Below are 16,158 nucleotides of genomic sequence, written 5' to 3' on the forward strand. Positions count from 1 at the left end.
CGCTCAGGGCGTCAAAGCGCCAGCCTTGACAGCATCCACGAATGAGGCCCACCCGATTGCAGGGATCACCAGTGCGGGACCGTGTGGGGTCTTGGAGTCGCGGACTGGGACGCCCTGCGGGTAGTCGTCCAGCACCTCGACGCAGCTGCCGGCGTCGGACCCGCTGTGGGAGGACTTGCGCCAGCCGGTCAGCAGGGACGCGTCCGGGATGGTGCGCTTAGCCATGATGCTTGTGGTCCTTCGCTGCTGCTTTCATAAGGGCGAGCGACTCCTTCAACGGCAGTGCGTCGCTCAGGGCAAGATCGTAGGCACCTTGCAGCTGTTCGACCAGGGCTGGGGCGTCGTGCACCCTGCCAATGTGTAGGCCCTCCGTATAGGCGACCGGTGGCTGGTCTTCGAACCACATCAGCGTCAGCATGCTCTGCAGCAACGGGTGGTGTCCAAGCGACAGAGGCAGGACGTGTACGCGTACGCGCTTGCACTCTGCCAAGCGGATGAGGTGGGTGATCTGCTCCGCCATCACCTCAGCGCTGCCGATCGGACGCCGGAGCACTGCTTCGTCGATTAGCGCCCACACTACGGGCGTCACGGGGTTGGCCAGGATCCTCCCTCGCTCCAGACGTGTGACAACGGTCCTGTCACATTCCTCTTCACTCCTGGGAGGGAAGGCAGAACCGAGAACCGCACGTGCGTAGCGCTCCGTCTGGAGGACGCCCGGTACGAAGGAGAGGGCGAACTCTCGGATCGTTGTCGCCTGTTGTTCGAGATGGAGCGCCGCAGCGAAGCGATCGGCGACCGCCACGTCCTCCTGCGGCAGGAAGCTGCTCAGTACATCCCTCGTGTCCAGCGCCCGGTCCAGCCGCCTCGCGTCCTCCTTCGACGGGATGCGGCGTCCCGCCTCGATGTGGGCGATGTGCGATCGGGTCATGATCGCGGCGTCGGCCAACTCCTGTTGGGTGAGGCCGGCGATCTCGCGTTGGGCCTTCAGCCATTCCCCATAGGTGTTGCTCATCGTCAACTCCCTTGCGACAAACGCTCTGTCACATCGAACCCCCTGGTCAGGGTAGCCCGACCAGCCTCAGGCTGTGAGGGAATCGCTACAGAGTGAAGTTCGCCGGAGAGGCAAGACCCCCGCGACCGACGCGAACGGTCCGGGGGCGTGGCCCTCAACTAGCCAGGAGTTGACGACGCGTTGCACTGTATCGCCCGACTGCTTGATCCGCTCCTGCGGCTCCTGCGGCTCCTGCGGCCCCCGTCGCCCGCACGCCCCTGTACACCGCACGCAGACAGCCCGGGCCATGCCGCACCCCGCCCGCCCCGCCCCACCCGAGCCCCCGCCCCGTACTACCGAGGCGAGGACAGCCCTCTCGTCCGTCCCTACCTCCTCGCCCACGAGCGCCGCCAGGCCGAGGCCCGCCGCCAGCACCCCCGTCGCCGGGCCCTCTGGTTCGCGGTCCACGGCGTCGACATCGGCCCGCGAGCCATCCACGGACGGAAGGTCCCTGCCCCACCCGCGCTGTCCCGGGTTTGCGAACTCACGGGTCGCACTCAAGAAGGTAGGGCGGCGTGAGCCGTCACACCACGGAGGCACTTCGCCTGCTCCCCTGGACCGGCGCCGAGGGTAAGCCCTGCTACCTCATCGGCGACGGCGACGGCTATGTCTCACGCCTCGCCGACAACATCGAGAGCGTGCAGCTCGGCATGGCCGCCGATCTCCTCGATCACACCGACGACCTGCTGAGCGACCGCTCCGCCACCCCCGAACAGCTCCGCTATGTCATCGCCCGCCTCGCGGAGTCCCTGCGCGACGTGCACCGCATCGCGCGGAGCCGGTGTGCCCGGCACACCGTTCCCGGCCGCGCCGACCACCCCGAATAGCAGGTGGCCCAAGCGGCCGAAACTCTCGCCCGCCGTTCGCCCGTCACGCAGAATGGATCAGCTGAAGGGGCGCGGCGGGCGAGGGGCGTGGGGCATGGCGGCGATGCAGGTCGAGCGGGACGAGGTGGAGCGGCCGACCGTCGCGCAGCTCCGGGCGATGGGCTGGACGCACGTTCCGGGTAAGGACGTCGGCACCCTCGAAGCCGATGCCCCGTTCCTCGTGGACTCGCTCGGCAAGGCGCTGCGCCGCATCAACCTCCGTGCCGCCGACGGCGAGCCGTGGATGGACGAGACGGACGTCAGACGCTCCATCAGCGAGCTTGCGTCCGTGTCCCTCGGCGCCGGCATCGACAAGGCCAATTTCGCCGCGACCGACCTGCTCCTCGCCGGTCCCTCCGCCGAGCACGGCGGGCCCTCCGCCATCGTCCAGTATCGTCGACTTCGCCGCCGTGCGCTCCGCCGCCCTCGCCTTCGACGACGAATCGACCCGCCAGGGTTTCGACGACGTGTTGCACCACTTCCTCACCGTCCTGGAGCGGGTGCTGCCGCACGAGGACGGCCTGGACCATGTGGGCGACGCAGGTCGCTGGGGCCTGCTGCATCCGCACCCTCCACCGTGACGCGGCGGGCGGGTCCTTCACGATGCGCGCATACGGGCGCAAGGTGCGCGCGCTGATCGCCGAGCATCTGGAGGGCCCCGAGAGCGACCAGGTGATCGCACCGGTGTCATTGGCGTCGCCGCTGTTCGACGAGAGGCTATGCGCCATGCCCCCGCGTGAGGCGGCCGCCGAGATGGGGCATGCCCTCCGCTTCCACCTGGAGGAGCGGATCAAGCGGGAGGACCCGGAGAAGTACGTCCGGCTCTCGCAGCGGCTGGAGGAGATCCTGCGGGAGATGCCCGGGCGGTTCGAGGAGCAGATCGAGGCCTTCGGGCCGCTCATCGAGCAGGCCCGGCAGGAGGACGAGGAGGATCCCAGGCTTGCGGGACTCTCCCCGCTGGAGCAGCGTCTGTATCGGCTGCTGGACAGGGAGGCGGTGGAGAACCCGGACATCGACACGAGCGCGGCGGACCTGCGGTCGGTAGTCGGAACGGTGTGTGACACGGCGGCCCACACCATGGCCAAGGCCGCGTACCAGGGCCAGCACCAGGACCTGGCCCTCCTCGCCGACAAGATCAGGATGGACCTGGTCAAGGGCCGGCTGCGGCCGGTGTGCACGGAATGGACGGCACTGCGCGATCTCGCGGAACGGCTCGCCGCCTACGCCGCGCAGAACCGGGCGTCCTTTCTGGCCAGGCTGAGGGGAGAATAGGCGGCGTGACTGCCGCCACCGCCGATCCGGCCGAACCGATCGCTCTCGCCGAGGGGGATCGGCTCGCTGTCGACGGGTTGGAGCTCGACGTGCGCGTCAGCGCCCGGCGCAAGAGGTTCGCGCTCACGGTGGAGATGGACGCCGCGGTCACCCTGCACGCGCCCCGGGGACGCCCGGCGGCTGACGCCCTCGCGTTCGTCCGGGCTCACCGGGCATGGGTGGTGGCCAAGACGGCGCAGAGGGAGCGAACCCGACCGCTCAACCCGCCCAAGCGTCTCGTCGAGGGCGAGGCGTTCCGGTATCTGGGGCGGACGTATCGACTGGCCGTCGACGCCGAGCGCCCGGAGGACGCCGACGTCCGGCTCGTCGCCGGGCGCCTTCTCCTCAGTCGGGAGCAGGCCGGGAACCCGGTCCGGGGCCGGTCTGCGCTCGTCGCCTGGTACTGCCGCGCGGGCAGCGAGTGGGCCGGGGGCAGGCTCCAACCGTGGGCGGCGCGCATGGGAGTCGCGGAGCCGGCGCTGGACGTGTCGGATCTCGGCGGCCGCTGGGGCAGCTACCGACCGTCCGACGGCGGAGTCGGAGCCGGGCGGATGAGTCTGGGCTGGCCGCTGTTCCAACTGCCCATGCACCTCGTGGACTATGTCGTCGCGCACGAGCTCGCACATGTACGCGTCTCGGGGCACGGGGAGGCCTTCTGGCGGTTGCTGGGGCACGCCCTACCTGAGTACGAGGAGCGGCGGGTCGAGCTGGACGAACTGGGCCGGCGCATGTGGATGGGGGAGATCGTCTAGTCGGCCGCTCGAGCAGCTCCGTTCCGTTGACTCCAGTCGCCGCTGTGCGCTCAGCCCGCCGTGACCGACGGCTGCCCCGGCTGCGGGTCCTCGCCGTAGTACGCCGACAGGGCGGCGAGGCGGTGCTGCAGTAGTTCCGCCAGGTCCGCGGGGGTCGTGTGCGACTGCGCCAGTTTCACCGCGGCCCGGCCCTCCACGTCGGCCCACGCGTGCCGGGCGCGTTTGTTGGCCCGGCAGCGGCTGGCGCTCCGCAGGAATCCCGCTCCCGCGGCGAATCCAGCGGATGCGAGAGCCAGCAGCGCGGCGGGGATGCGGGCGTCTGCGGTGGCCAGCCCCGTCGCTCCGGCGACGCCGGCGAGCAGCGCCGCGGGGAAGCCCAGCGCGACATCGGCCCTGGCCCAGAACTCGGCCCTGCGGTGGGCCAGATTCTTCTGCCGTGTCGCCTCCTCCCGCAGCCCTTGGATCTCGGCGCGCAGGCGACTGCCGGTCCCGTCCGGGGCCGGGGTGATGGTTCCGTCGACGGAAGAAGCCATGCCGGCATTCCAACACAGCTTTTGCGCAAGGGACTTGGGGCGGAGCGACAGCCTTGGGGCGGCAGAATCGTGGCTTCACCACGGAACCGCGGGCCGCATTCCGCAACGCGACCCGCCCGGTCTCACGCGTACCGCAGCGCGAACCACAGCTCCATCCGTACGTCCGCGTCGTCCAGGTCCACGCCCAGCAGCGAGCCGCACCGCGCGATGCGCTGGCGGACGGTGTTGCGGTGGACGCCGAGGGCCACCGCCGTACGGTCCCAGCTGCCGTGGAGGGAGAGCCAGACCCGCAGCGTCTCGGTGAGTGCGGGGGAGCCGGCGACCGGCGCGAGCAGGGTGCGCGCGTGGACGGCCGCCTCGTCGGGCGCGACCAGCCCGCTGAGGCCCGCGTCGCGCTGGCGGGCGAGCGGGACGCGGTTGGCCTCCGCGCGGCGCAGGGCGCGGGCGGCCGCGGTGTCGGCGGTGCCCAGGTCCTCCGCCGGGGCCGGGGCGCTCACGCCCAGGGTCCATCCCGGCTGCGGCTCGATGCCCCGGTCGCCGGAGAGCAGGACCCGTACGGTCTCCCCGTCCGTGTCCACCAGTGTGCTGCCCAGGACCGCGCCGAGGGCCGAGGCGGCGATCCGGTCCGGCTGCCCCGGCCGATTCCCGTGCACGACCGTCCAGGGGCCGGGGCCGAGGTCCCGGGCGACCTCCGCGGGCGTGCCGCCGAGCAGCAGCCTCACCAGCGCGGTGGTCCGCCCGCTCGCGTCGGCTCCCCGGTGCGGCGCGGTGAGCAGGGATAGCAGGACGACGGCGACCCCGGCCACGGTGTGCCCGCCCGGTTCGCGCCCCTCGGCGGCGACTCCGAGGACCAGGCCCTCACCGCCGCCGAGCGCGTAGGCCGCGAGGTGCGCCTCCCCGACGGTGTCGGTCGCCGACGAGGGCGCCCGGCGCCCGGCGCCCGCCGGTGCGCCGGGCGCCCTCCGGGCGGCGGCCGCCCGGAGGGCCGGGGGAGCGTCCGCTTCCCCGGCGGGCTCCTGCTCCCCGGGCTCCGGGCTCACCACTCGCGCCAGCCGTCCCAGGGCCTCGCGTGCCTCCCGGGACGGTGCCCGTCCGGCCATGTGCAGGGCCGAGCCGTCCGGCGCCAGCAGCACGGCCCAGCCGCCGAGGCGGGAGGCCAGCTGCTGCAGCACCGCCGGCACCGGGTCGGGGCGGGCCGCCGCGCGGGCGAGACCCTGCTGGGCCTCGCTCACCCGGCGCACCTCCCGGAGCCGGGCCTGGGCCATCAGGCCCCAGACGGCACGGGCGATCGCGGTGAACGGGGTCTGCGGCGGCACCTCGAGCAGCGGCAGCCCGCGGCGCTCACACGCCGCGACCAGCGCGTCCGGGACGGTGTCGTACACCGGAGCCACCCCGAAGCCGATCGCCGCGCCGCCCGCCTCGACGACCCGCGCCGCGTACATCTCCGGGTCCTTCAGCAGGACCCCGGCCGTCAGCAGCAGCTCACCGCCCAGGAGGTAGGGGTACGGATCGGCCATCTCCGAGGTGTGCACCCACTGGATGCGGACGCTGTCCGCGCCCCCCGGCTCGGGGGCGCCCGCGACCAGCCGCAGCCCGAGCTCCTCCCGGGCCAGCAGTGCGGCCAGTGGTACGGGCGGGGTCGGCGGGGCCGAAGGGGCGCCCTGGGGAGCGGTGGGGTCCGGCATGGTGGACGTTCCATCCCTGATCGTCTTCGAGAATGGAGGAAACGTACACTTCATCGTTGCTTTTCGGCCACCTATCGTCGAGTCGTCCAGCGGCCGCGGGTACGGGCCGACCGCACCCGAGTCGGTCCCGGCCACCCCGTGACCCCCGTTACAGTCAAACGACTGCAAACCGACGGATAAGCAGAAAAACGCAGGAAGAAGAAGGATGGTCATGAGCAGCAACGAGACGCCGCGCGGCCCCATCGACTCGTCCCGCATCCCGCGGTACGCCGGACCCGCGACGTTCGCCCGGCTGCCCCGGCTCGACGAGGTCGGCAGCACCGATGTCGCCGTCGTCGGCGTGCCCTTCGACGCCGGGGTGTCCTACCGACCCGGCGCGCGCTTCGGCGGCAACGCCATCCGCGAGGCGTCGAGGCTCCTGCGGCCGTACAACCCGGCCCAGGACGCCTCGCCCTTCGCGCTCGCCCAGGTGGCGGACGCGGGCGACATCGCCGCCAACCCGTTCAACATCAACGAGGCCGTCGAGACCGTCGAGGCCGCCGCCGACGACATCCTCGGCACCGGCGCCCGCATGATGACCCTCGGCGGCGACCACACCATCGCGCTGCCGCTGCTGCGCTCGGTCGCCAGGAAGCACGGCCCCGTGGCGCTGCTGCACTTCGACGCCCACCTGGACACCTGGGACACCTACTTCGGAGCCGAGTACACCCACGGCACCCCGTTCCGCCGCGCCGTCGAAGAGGGCATCCTCGACACCGAGGCCCTCTCCCACGTCGGCATCCGCGGCCCGCTCTACGGCAAGCAGGACCTGACCGACGACGAGAAGATGGGCTTCGGCATCGTCACCTCCGCCGACGTCTACCGCCGCGGCGCCGACGAGGTCGCCGACCAGCTGCGCCAGCGCATCGGCGACCGCCCCCTCTACATCTCCATCGACATCGACTGCCTCGACCCGGCGCACGCCCCCGGCACCGGCACCCCCGAGGCAGGCGGCATGACCTCCCGCGAACTGCTGGAGATCCTGCGCGGGCTCGCCTCCTGCAACCTGGTCTCCGCCGACGTCGTCGAGGTCGCCCCGGCCTACGACCACGCCGAGATCACCTCGGTCGCCGCCTCCCACACCGCGTACGAGCTCACCACGATCATGGCCCGCCAGATCGCCGCGTCGAGGAACGGCAAGTGACCCACGACCACGACCTCGTGCTGCGCCCCACGGCGCGACAGGTCGCCGCCGCGCTCAGCCCGCCACCCGGCCGCAACGGAGGGGACCTCGTCGTCGAGTCCCTGGCCGGGCTGGGCGCCACCACGGTCTTCGGTCTGCCCGGCCAGCACGCCCTCGGCATGTTCGACGCGCTGCGCCGCTGCGACCTGGAGTACGTCGGACTGCGTGTGGAGAACAACGCGGGCTTCGCCGCCGACGCCCACGGCCGGATCACCGGGCAGGCCACCCCGCTGCTGCTCTCCACCGGGCCCGGCGCGCTCACCTCGCTGGCGGCCCTCCAGGAGGCCGCCGCGGCCAGCGCACCCGTCCTCGCGATCTCCAGCCAGGTGCCGAGCCCGGGCATCGGCGGCGGCCGGCACGGCTATCTGCACGAGTTGCGCGACCAGAAGGCGTCCTTCCGGGACGTCGTGAAGTCCGTGCACACCGTGCGTACCGCCTCGCAGATCCCCTCGGCGATCGCCGCCGCCTGGCAGTCCGCGCTGACCGCCCCGCACGGGCCGGTCTGGGTGGAGATCCCCCAGGACGTGCTGCTCGCCGGGACGACCCTGCCGGTCGTCACGTCCCTGGACGCCACCCCGCACGACCTCGTGCCCCGCCCGGAGCTCACCGCCGTCGCCGCGCACCTGCTCCGGAACGCCGAGCGCCCCGCGATCATCGCGGGCGGCGGTGTCGTGCGCTCCGACGCCTCCGGCAAGCTGCTCGCGCTCGCCGAGAAGCTGGACGCGCCCGTCGTGACCACCTTCGGCGGCAAGGGGGCCTTCCCCTGGGAGCACCCGCTGTCGATGCAGTCCTGGCTGGAGGACCGGCACACCACCGACCTCCTGGAGGACGCCGACGTCCTGCTCGTCGTCGGCTCAGGCCTCGGTGAACTCTCCTCGAACTACCACACGTTCGCGCCGCGCGGCCGGGTGGTCCAGATCGAGGCCGACCTCGGCAAACTGGAGTCCAACCACCCCGGGCTCGGGATCCACGCCGACGCCCGGATCGCGCTCACCGCGCTGCTGGAGACGGTGGGGGAACGCCGTGATCCGTCGGCCGCCGAGCGGGTCTCCGCGCTGCTGGCGAAGGTCCGGGAGCGGATCGCCGGCCAGGAGCTGACCCTGGAGCAGGAGGTGCTCGCCGCGGTCCGCGAGGCCCTGCCGGACGACTCCCCGAGCTTCTGGGACATGACGATCCTGGCCTACTGGGCCTGGTCCGCCTTCGACGCCCGCCTGCCGAACACCATGCACTCGGCGCAGGGGGCGGGCGGCCTCGGCTACGGCTTCCCCGCCGCCCTCGGCGCGGCAGCCGCGGACCGCACCAGGCCGGTGCTCGCGGTCTCCGGTGACGGCGGCGCGATGTACTCCATCGCGGAGCTGGCCGCGGCGAAGCAGTACGCGCTGCCGGTGACCTGGCTGATCGTCGACGACGGCGGCTACGGCATCCTGCGCGAGTACATGACGGACGCCTTCGGCGAGGCCACCGCGACCGAACTGTCCCGCCCGGACTTCGTGGCGCTCGCCGAGTCCTTCGGCGTACCGGCCGTGCGCACCACCACGCATTCGCTCCGCGAGGACCTCGCCAAGGCCCTGGCGCAGCCCGGCCCCTCGGTGGTCGTGCTGCCCGCGGTGCTCAGGATGTTCGCGCCGACGCATCTGTAGGAGGGCGCTCCGGGGCACCTCCTCGTGGCGGGCCCAGGGCGACGGGGCGACGGGGCAGCGCATCCGGTCGCATTCGCAGGACGGCGCGGCGGCGCACCCGGCCACCCCAGGGGTGACCGGGTGCGCCGCTTACGTGTCCTCCTGCGTCTCGGAGCCGGCGCGGAGCTGCTTCCGCCGGGCCGCGTCGTAGGCCGGGGCAACCCACCGTCGCCCTAGGACCAGGCCTAGGACCAGCGACCGTTCTTCAGCCGGGCCGTGTCGCGACGGGATGAAATCGGGCCCGGCCCGCGTTGGTGCCTTCCGGTAGATCAGGACGACGGGGAGGCAGCTGGTGACGGCGGCGGCAGAGCGATCGTGGGCACGGAGACTGGCCGGCTACGCATGGCGGTACCGGCGGAACGTCGTGCTCGCGCTGGGCTCGTCACTGGCCGGTATGGCGGTGATGGCCATCGTCCCGCTGATCACCAAGGTCGTGATCGACGACGTCATCGGGGGCCACTCGCGGTCACTGGCCGTCTGGACCGGACTGCTGATCGCCGCGGCGCTGGTCGTCTACGCGCTCACCTACGTCCGCCGCTACTACGGCGGCAGGCTCGCCCTCGACGTCCAGCACGACCTGCGCACCGACATGTTCCGGACGATCAGCCGGCTCGACGGACGCCGCCAGGACGAGCTGTCCACGGGCCAGGTCGTGGGCCGTGCCACGAGCGACCTCCAGCTCATCCAGGGCCTGCTCTTCATGCTCCCGATGACCATCGGGAACTTCGTACTCTTCTTCGTCTCCCTCGGCGTCATGGCCTGGCTGTCGCCGCCGCTCACCCTGGTCGCGCTGGCCGTCGCCCCCGCTCTCTGGTTCATCGCCAGACGCAGCCGGCGTAGGCTCCACCCGGCCACCTGGTACGCACAGCAGCAGGCCGCCGCGGTCGCCGGGGTCGTCGACGGAGCCGTCTCCGGGGTGCGGGTCGTCAAGGGCTTCGGCCAGGAGGACCAGGAGACCGGCAAGCTCAGGAACGTCGGCCGCAGGCTCTTCGCCGGCAGGCTGCGCACGGTCAGACTGAACGCCGTCTACACCCCGGCCCTGCAGGCCGTGCCCGCACTCGGGCAGGTGGCGATGCTGGCGGTCGGCGGATGGCTGGCCACGCGCGGGCAGATCACCCTCGGAACCTTCGTCGCTTTCTCCACCTACCTCGCGCAGCTCGTCGGACCCGTGCGGATGCTCGCCATGGTCCTGACCGTGGGCCAGCAGGCGCGGGCCGGAGTCGAGCGGGTCCTGGAGCTGATCGACACCGAACCGGCGATCAAGGACGGCACCAAGGAACTCCCGCCCGACGCCCCGGCGACCGTCGAGTTCGACGACGTCGGCTTCTCCTACGGGGAAGGGGAGGGCGCCCGGCCCGTCCTCGACGGCTTCTCCCTGGAGATCCGGTCCGGCGAGACCGTTGCCGTCGTCGGCTCCTCGGGCAGCGGCAAGTCCACGGTCTCGCTGCTGCTGCCGCGCTTCTACGACGTCACGCACGGCGCGGTCCTCGTCGGCGGCCATGACGTCCGCGAGCTCACCCTGGAGTCGCTGCGCTCCGCCGTCGGACTCGTACCGGAGGACAGCTTCCTCTTCTCCGACACCGTCCGGTCCAACATCGCCTTCGGAAAGCCGGACGCGACGGACGAGGAGATCGCCGAGGCCGCGCGGACGGCCCAGGCGGACCGTTTCATCAGCGAGCTGCCGCACGGCTACGACACCAGGGTCGGCGAGCAGGGTCTGACCCTCTCCGGTGGCCAGCGCCAGCGGATCGCCCTCGCCCGCGCGATCCTCGCCGACCCCCGGCTGCTGCTGCTCGACGACGCCACCTCCGCTGTGGACGCCCGGGTCGAGCACGAGATCCACGAGGCGCTGCGCGTGGTGATGGCCAGGCGCACCACCCTGCTGATCGCCCACCGCAGGTCCACCCTCGGCCTCGCCGACCGCATCGCCGTCCTCGACGGAGGCCGGCTCGCCGACATCGGCACCCACGAGGAGCTGCAGGAACGATCCGCGTTGTACCGGCGGCTGCTCACCGACCCCGACGAGCTGGGCGGGGTCTCCCCGGGCCACACCCCGCCCGTCGAGATCCCGGAGGACCGCACCCTCCGCGCCGAGATGGACGCCGAGTTCGACGCCGAGCGCGGCATCACGCCCCCGCTGTGGGTCCGCAAGGAAGAGGAGGAAGAGGACGAGGCGGCCGGCGCCACCCCCGAACTCCTCGCCCAGGTCGCGGCGCTGCCTCCGGCCGACGACACCCCGCAGGTCGACGAGGTCCGGGCGGTGACCCCCGAGGACAGCTACGACCTGCGCAGACTGCTGCGCGGCTTCGGACTGCCGCTGCTCTTCAGCCTGCTGCTGGTCGCCGTCGACGCGGGCATGGGCCTGCTGCTCCCGGTGCTGATCCGGCACGGCATCGACGACGGTGTCGAGCAGGCCGTGATGACCGCGGTCTGGGTCGCCTCGGCCCTGGCACTGCTGACGGTGCTCGTGCAGTGGGTCGGCCAGATCGGCGCCACACGGATGACGGGACGTACGGGCGAGCGCATCCTCTACGCCCTGCGGCTCAAGATCTTCGCCCAGCTCCAGCGGCTGGGCCTCGACTACTACGAGCGCGAGCTCACCGGCCGGATCATGACCCGCATGACCACGGACGTGGACGCGCTCTCGACGTTCCTGCAGACCGGTCTGGTCACCGCGTTCGTCTCCGTCGTCACGTTCTTCGGCATCATGGTCGCCCTGGTCGCGCTCGACCTCCAGCTGGCCCTCGTGGTCTTCGCGACGCTGCCCGTCCTGGTCGTCGGCACGTACTTCTTCCGCCGGCAGTCGGTGAAGGCGTACGAGCTGGCGCGGGAGCGGATCAGCGTCGTCAACGCCGACCTCCAGGAGTCGGTGAGCGGACTGCGCATCCTGCAGGCCTTCCGCCGCGAGCGGTCCGGCAACCGGCGGTTCGCCGAGCGCAGCGAGAGCTACCGCGAGGCTCGGGTGCGCGGCCAGTGGCTGATCTCCGTGTACTTCCCCTTCGTGCAGTTGCTGTCCTCCGTCGCCGTGGCGGCCGTGCTGATCGTGGGTGCGGGCCGGATCGAGGCGGGCACGCTCACCACGGGCGCTCTCGTCGCCTATCTGCTCTACATCGACCTGTTCTTCGCCCCGGTGCAGCAGCTGTCCCAGGTCTTCGACGGCTACCAGCAGGCCACCGTGTCGCTCGGCCGGATCCAGGAGCTGCTGCGGGAGCCGACGTCGACGAAGCAGCCCCGCGAGCCCCTGGACGTGCCGTCGCTGCGCGGTGACATCGCCTTCGAGGACGTCTCCTTCGCGTACGCCGGCGGCAGCGACGGCGATGGGGGCGACGCCGTCGCTGCCGCAGGCGATGGGGGCGGTGGCGGGGAGGCGGCGCTCAGCGGGGTCGACCTGCGGATCCCGGCCGGTCAGACGGTCGCCTTCGTCGGCGAGACGGGCGCGGGCAAGTCCACGCTGGTCAAGCTGGTTGCACGGTTCTACGACCCGACGAGCGGACGCGTCACCGTCGACGGCACCGATCTGCGGGACCTGGACCTCACCTCCTACCGGCACCGGCTCGGCGTCGTGCCCCAGGAGGCGTACCTCTTCTCCGGCACGGTCCGTGACGCCATCGCGTACGGGCGGCCGGGGGCGAGCGACGCGGAGGTGGAGGCCGCGGCCCGTGCCGTGGGCGCCCACGACATGATCGCCACCCTGGAGGGCGGCTACCTCCACGAGGTCGCCGAGCGCGGCCGCAATCTCTCCGCCGGCCAGCGCCAGCTCATCGCCCTGGCCAGGGCCGAGCTGGTCGATCCGGACGTGCTGTTGCTCGACGAGGCGACGGCGGCGCTCGACCTGGCGACCGAGGCGCAGGTGAACCGGGCCACCGACCGGCTCACCGGCCGCCGCACCACGCTGGTCGTCGCACACCGCCTCACCACCGCCGCCCGCGCGGACCGGGTGGTCGTCATGGCGCACGGCCGGGTGGTCGAGGACGGCACGCACGAGCGACTGCTCGCACGGGGAGGGCGGTACGCCGAGCTGTGGCGGACCTTCATCGGTGAGGAGGAGCCCGCGACGGCCCGGTCCTGAGCGGGCGCGGGGCCGGCGTCGACCGGTCTGGGTGGCTTTGGGCGGGGGCGCGCCCGGATCCGGCCCGTCCGAGCAAGGCGGTTCCCGCCCTTCCGGGCTTCTGACGGCAACCGTCTCGCCCGGATCCGGCCCGTCCGAGCAAGGCGGTTCCCGCCCTTCCGGGCTTCTGACGGCAACCGTCCGGACCCCGGCTGCGTCGTACGTCAGTACGGCTTGGTGCGGGAGGGGAGAAATCGTGTTCGGGAAGCTGCTGAGGCATGTACTCGCCGTGCTGACGGTCGTCGGTGCCCTCTCCCTGCCCGGACCGGGGGTCCAGCGGGCGGAAGCCGCGTCCGTATGCTCCGGCCGTCCGGTGAAGGCGGTCGGGTTCCGCACGGGAGAACTGCGCATCTTCAAGAAACGGAATCTGGTCTGCGCCCTCACCGTCGCCAAACGGCCCGGAGCCGTACGGGCGATGTCGGTGTCCCTCCAGCCGCGCGGCGGGCGCGCCGTCGTGGACAAGGGGCGGTTCACCCGGCAGGCGGGACCCGTGACGGTGCACGCCCTCAACCGTTGCGTCCGGGTGTCCGGCGCAGTCGCCGGAAAACGCGCCTCGACCGGCTGGATCCTGTGCTGAGGGTGCCGGTTGCGTACCTCCGGTCAACTCGCCCTGGCCATAGGAGCATTGCCCCGCTAGGTTCACCGCGACCGCTGTGAACCAAGGGGAGTGTGTGCATGCGGAAAACACTGAGATGGCTGCTGTCGCTCGTGGTGCTCATGGGTGGCGCGGGGACGACGGCGAGCGCGGCCACCGCCGCCGAACCCGCCATCGGCTCACCCACCGCGTCCCAGGACGTCGCGTCCCGGGACATCAAGGACCGGATCCTCGCGATCCCCGGGATGAGCCTGATCGAGGAGAAGCCGTACCCCGGCTACCGCTACCTCGTCCTCAACTACACCCAGCCGGTCGACCACCGGCGCCCGTCCAAGGGCACGTTCAAGCAGCGCATCACCGTGCTGCACAAGGACACGACCCGGCCGACCGTCTTCTACACCAGCGGCTACCACGTCGGTACGACCCCGCGCCGGCGTGAGCCCACGCAGATCGTCGACGGCAACCAGGTCGACCTGGAGTACCGGTTCTTCAGCCCGTCGCGGCCCGACCCGGCCGACTGGTCCAAGCTCGACATCTGGCAGGCCGCCAGCGACCAGCACCGCGTCTTCACCGCGCTGAAGAAGATCTACGGCAAGAAGTGGATCGCCACGGGCGGCTCGAAGGGCGGGATGACCGCCACGTACTACGAGCGCTTCTACCCGCGGGACATGGACGGTGTCGTCGCCTACGTCGCGCCGAACGACGTGAACAACAACGAGGACTCCGCCTACGACCGGTTCTTCGAGAAGGTCGGCACCGCCGAGTGCCGCGACAAGCTGAACGCGGTGCAGCGCGAGGCACTCGTCCGCCGTGACTCGCTGGAGGCGCTGTACACCGAGTACGCGGCCGACAACGGCCACACCTTCAAGACGATCGGTTCGCTCGACAAGGCCTTCGAAGCCGTCGTCCTCGACTACGCCTGGGCCTTCTGGCAGTACAGCCTGGTGAGCGACTGCGCGTCGGTCCCCGTCGCGGCAACCGCCTCGGACCAGGAGATCTGGGACAGCGTCGACGCCATCTCCGGCTTCTCCTTCTACACCGACCAGGGCCTGGAGCCGTACACCCCGTACTACTACCAGGCGGGCACCGAACTCGGCGCGCCGGCCATCGAGCTGCCCCACCTCAAGGGCCTGAGCCGCTACGGCTACCAGGCACCGCGCAACTTCGTACCGCGGGAGATCCCCATGCGCTTCAAGCCGTGGGTGATGGACGACGTGGACGGTTGGGTCCGTCACCACGCACGGCAGATGCTGTTCGTCTACGGCGAGAACGACCCGTGGGGTGCCGAGCCGTTCCGGCTCGGCAAGGGCGCGCGGGACAGCTATGTCTTCACCGCTCCCGGCGCCAACCACGGTGCCAACGTCGCCGGTCTGAAGGCGGACCAGCGGGCGAAGGCCACCGCGCGGATCCTGGAGTGGGCGGGCGTCGCCCCGGCCGCCGTCCAGGAGGACCCGGCCAAGGCCAAGAGGCTGACGAAGCCGGACACGAAGCTCGACAAGCAGGACATCGAGCGGGAGCCGATGCTGCGTCCGTGACCGGTGACGGATGCCGGTGATGCGGTCGGGGATCGCTGATCGGGGATCGCCGATCGGGGATTGCCGATCGGCGACCGTGACCGTGACCGGGAACGCTTGGCCGGTGGTCGGCGATCGCCTCCGGTGAACGGTGAACGGTGGGCCGTGTCCCGCCGCCGACGACTCGCGATGCGCGATGTCAGAGGCGGTGGGCACAGCCCACCGGTCTTCTGCCGGAGGGCAGTTCCACGAACAGATCAGTCGACGGCGGGCACTGGGAGCGTTCGTGCACGGCCGACGCCACCCTGAACTCGGGCCGGTACTCACCGGACCCGTCGCAGGCGGTCTCCTTCACCTGCCCCCGGCGCGAGGTGTGGAGGCAGTCGCCGACGATCGTGTGCGGTCCGCCCCCGCCCCCGGGATCGCCGGGATGCGGCGGCTCCAGATTGCGCATACAGGCGTACCCCCGCGGCGCCGAACCGTCGCCGTCCTCGTCGAACGCCGGCCGGTGCTCCGAGATGTGCAGCACGAAGTCCGTCGTGTCGGGGCAGATCGGCGTGTCCGTCCGCCGTCCGTCGTGGCGGGCGATCACGCGCGCCGCCGCCTTCTCGCTGGTGCAGGGCACCTCACGGACGTCCACGCGGCCCCGGCCGCTGCAGTTCCCCGTCCCGAGGAACAGCGGCCCGTGTGCGGCCGGCGCCGAGCTCTCGCGAGGCGCCTGAGAGGTCTCTCTCCCGGCGCCGCCCGGACCCGGCCGGCAGGAGACGAGCACCGCGCACACCAACCCCACCCAAAGACGCCGTACATGCATGGATCCCCCAGCTCGGTCGCTCCAGCGTGAC

General features: G+C 71.7%; 14 protein-coding genes. 9 read left to right on the plus strand and 5 right to left on the minus strand.

The genetic code is table 11. The features are described 5' to 3' along the window. Positions 1-3 precede the first annotated feature (3 nt). Together FEF34_RS25005 and FEF34_RS25010 are read right to left on the minus strand one after the other, a co-directional pair. Positions 4-225, minus strand: a complete 222-nt coding sequence (locus tag FEF34_RS25005; RefSeq protein WP_138055151.1) for a DUF397 domain-containing protein — start codon at positions 223-225, stop codon at positions 4-6. Further along, positions 218-1,012, minus strand: a complete 795-nt coding sequence (locus tag FEF34_RS25010) for a helix-turn-helix domain-containing protein (RefSeq protein ID WP_138055152.1) — start codon at positions 1,010-1,012, stop codon at positions 218-220. The genes FEF34_RS25005 and FEF34_RS25010 overlap by 8 nt, the downstream gene beginning before the upstream one ends. Positions 1,013-1,566: 554 nt before the next feature. Here FEF34_RS25010 and FEF34_RS25020 point away from each other — a divergent pair. The 4 genes from FEF34_RS25020 to FEF34_RS25030 all read left to right on the plus strand — a co-directional run bounded on the left by FEF34_RS25020 (position 1,567) and on the right by FEF34_RS25030 (position 3,980). Next, complete coding sequence (locus FEF34_RS25020) at positions 1,567-1,878, plus strand: hypothetical protein (protein WP_138055153.1); 312 nt, start codon at positions 1,567-1,569, stop codon at positions 1,876-1,878. A 449-nt stretch (positions 1,879-2,327) separates the two neighbouring features. Beyond that, positions 2,328-2,498: a hypothetical protein gene (locus tag FEF34_RS41435; protein ID WP_171053077.1), complete on the plus strand. Its 171-nt coding sequence runs from the start codon at positions 2,328-2,330 to the stop codon at positions 2,496-2,498. A 22-nt stretch (positions 2,499-2,520) separates the two neighbouring features. Continuing rightward, entirely contained in the window at positions 2,521-3,189 is a 669-nt protein-coding gene (locus tag FEF34_RS25025; protein ID WP_138055154.1) for a hypothetical protein, read from the plus strand. 5 nt (positions 3,190-3,194) lie between these two features. Further along, on the plus strand, positions 3,195-3,980 hold the full coding sequence (locus FEF34_RS25030) for a M48 family metallopeptidase (RefSeq protein ID WP_234042552.1): 786 nt from the start codon (positions 3,195-3,197) through the stop codon (positions 3,978-3,980). A 50-nt stretch (positions 3,981-4,030) separates the two neighbouring features. Here the strand turns inward: FEF34_RS25030 and FEF34_RS25035 are convergent, their stop codons facing one another. After that, a complete protein-coding gene (locus FEF34_RS25035) occupies positions 4,031-4,513 on the minus strand; it encodes a hypothetical protein (RefSeq protein WP_138055156.1) in 483 nt (160 codons plus the stop codon). A gap of 122 nt (positions 4,514-4,635) precedes the next feature. Continuing rightward, on the minus strand, positions 4,636-6,198 hold the full coding sequence (locus FEF34_RS25040) for a PucR family transcriptional regulator (RefSeq protein WP_138055157.1): 1,563 nt from the start codon (positions 6,196-6,198) through the stop codon (positions 4,636-4,638). 211 nt (positions 6,199-6,409) lie between these two features. On the opposite strand from FEF34_RS25040, the gene speB reads away from it, so the two are divergent. The 5 genes from speB to FEF34_RS25065 all read left to right on the plus strand — a co-directional run bounded on the left by speB (position 6,410) and on the right by FEF34_RS25065 (position 15,337). Continuing rightward, a complete protein-coding gene (gene speB / locus FEF34_RS25045; RefSeq protein ID WP_138055158.1) occupies positions 6,410-7,381 on the plus strand; it encodes an agmatinase in 972 nt (323 codons plus the stop codon). After that, complete coding sequence (locus FEF34_RS25050; RefSeq protein ID WP_138055159.1) at positions 7,378-9,060, plus strand: thiamine pyrophosphate-binding protein; 1,683 nt, start codon at positions 7,378-7,380, stop codon at positions 9,058-9,060. Before speB ends, FEF34_RS25050 begins: the two co-directional genes overlap by 4 nt. A 331-nt stretch (positions 9,061-9,391) precedes the next feature. Further along, on the plus strand, positions 9,392-13,168 hold the full coding sequence (locus FEF34_RS25055) for an ABC transporter ATP-binding protein (RefSeq protein WP_234042553.1): 3,777 nt from the start codon (positions 9,392-9,394) through the stop codon (positions 13,166-13,168). Between the two features lie 235 nt (positions 13,169-13,403). Next, complete coding sequence (locus FEF34_RS25060; protein ID WP_138055161.1) at positions 13,404-13,784, plus strand: hypothetical protein; 381 nt, start codon at positions 13,404-13,406, stop codon at positions 13,782-13,784. A 98-nt stretch (positions 13,785-13,882) separates the two neighbouring features. Continuing rightward, positions 13,883-15,337, plus strand: a complete 1,455-nt coding sequence (locus FEF34_RS25065; RefSeq protein ID WP_138055162.1) for a S28 family serine protease — start codon at positions 13,883-13,885, stop codon at positions 15,335-15,337. 178 nt (positions 15,338-15,515) lie between these two features. Here FEF34_RS25065 and FEF34_RS25070 read toward each other — a convergent pair whose 3' ends face one another. After that, positions 15,516-16,127 carry a hypothetical protein gene (locus FEF34_RS25070; protein WP_138055163.1) on the minus strand — a complete coding sequence of 204 codons (612 nt, stop codon included), beginning with the start codon at positions 16,125-16,127 and terminating at the stop codon, positions 15,516-15,518. Positions 16,128-16,158 lie beyond the last annotated feature (31 nt).

The organism is Streptomyces marianii (genome assembly GCF_005795905.1).
In the GTDB taxonomy this organism is placed as follows: Bacteria; Actinomycetota; Actinomycetes; order Streptomycetales; family Streptomycetaceae; genus Streptomyces; species Streptomyces marianii.

What these genes read in the sequence shown, in the direction of transcription:
- FEF34_RS25035 (WP_138055156.1), bottom strand. Translation starts at nt 4,513, where the DNA reads ATGGCTTCTTCCGTCGACGGAACCATCACCCCGGCCCCGGACGGGACC.
- FEF34_RS25025 (WP_138055154.1), top strand. Translation starts at nt 2,521, where the DNA reads ATGCGCGCATACGGGCGCAAGGTGCGCGCGCTGATCGCCGAGCATCTG.
- FEF34_RS25005 (WP_138055151.1), bottom strand. Translation starts at nt 225, where the DNA reads ATGGCTAAGCGCACCATCCCGGACGCGTCCCTGCTGACCGGCTGGCGC.
- FEF34_RS25010 (WP_138055152.1), bottom strand. Translation starts at nt 1,012, where the DNA reads ATGAGCAACACCTATGGGGAATGGCTGAAGGCCCAACGCGAGATCGCC.
- speB (WP_138055158.1), top strand. Translation starts at nt 6,410, where the DNA reads ATGAGCAGCAACGAGACGCCGCGCGGCCCCATCGACTCGTCCCGCATC.
- FEF34_RS25065 (WP_138055162.1), top strand. Translation starts at nt 13,883, where the DNA reads ATGCGGAAAACACTGAGATGGCTGCTGTCGCTCGTGGTGCTCATGGGT.
- FEF34_RS25070 (WP_138055163.1), bottom strand. Translation starts at nt 16,127, where the DNA reads ATGCATGTACGGCGTCTTTGGGTGGGGTTGGTGTGCGCGGTGCTCGTC.
- FEF34_RS25040 (WP_138055157.1), bottom strand. Translation starts at nt 6,198, where the DNA reads ATGCCGGACCCCACCGCTCCCCAGGGCGCCCCTTCGGCCCCGCCGACC.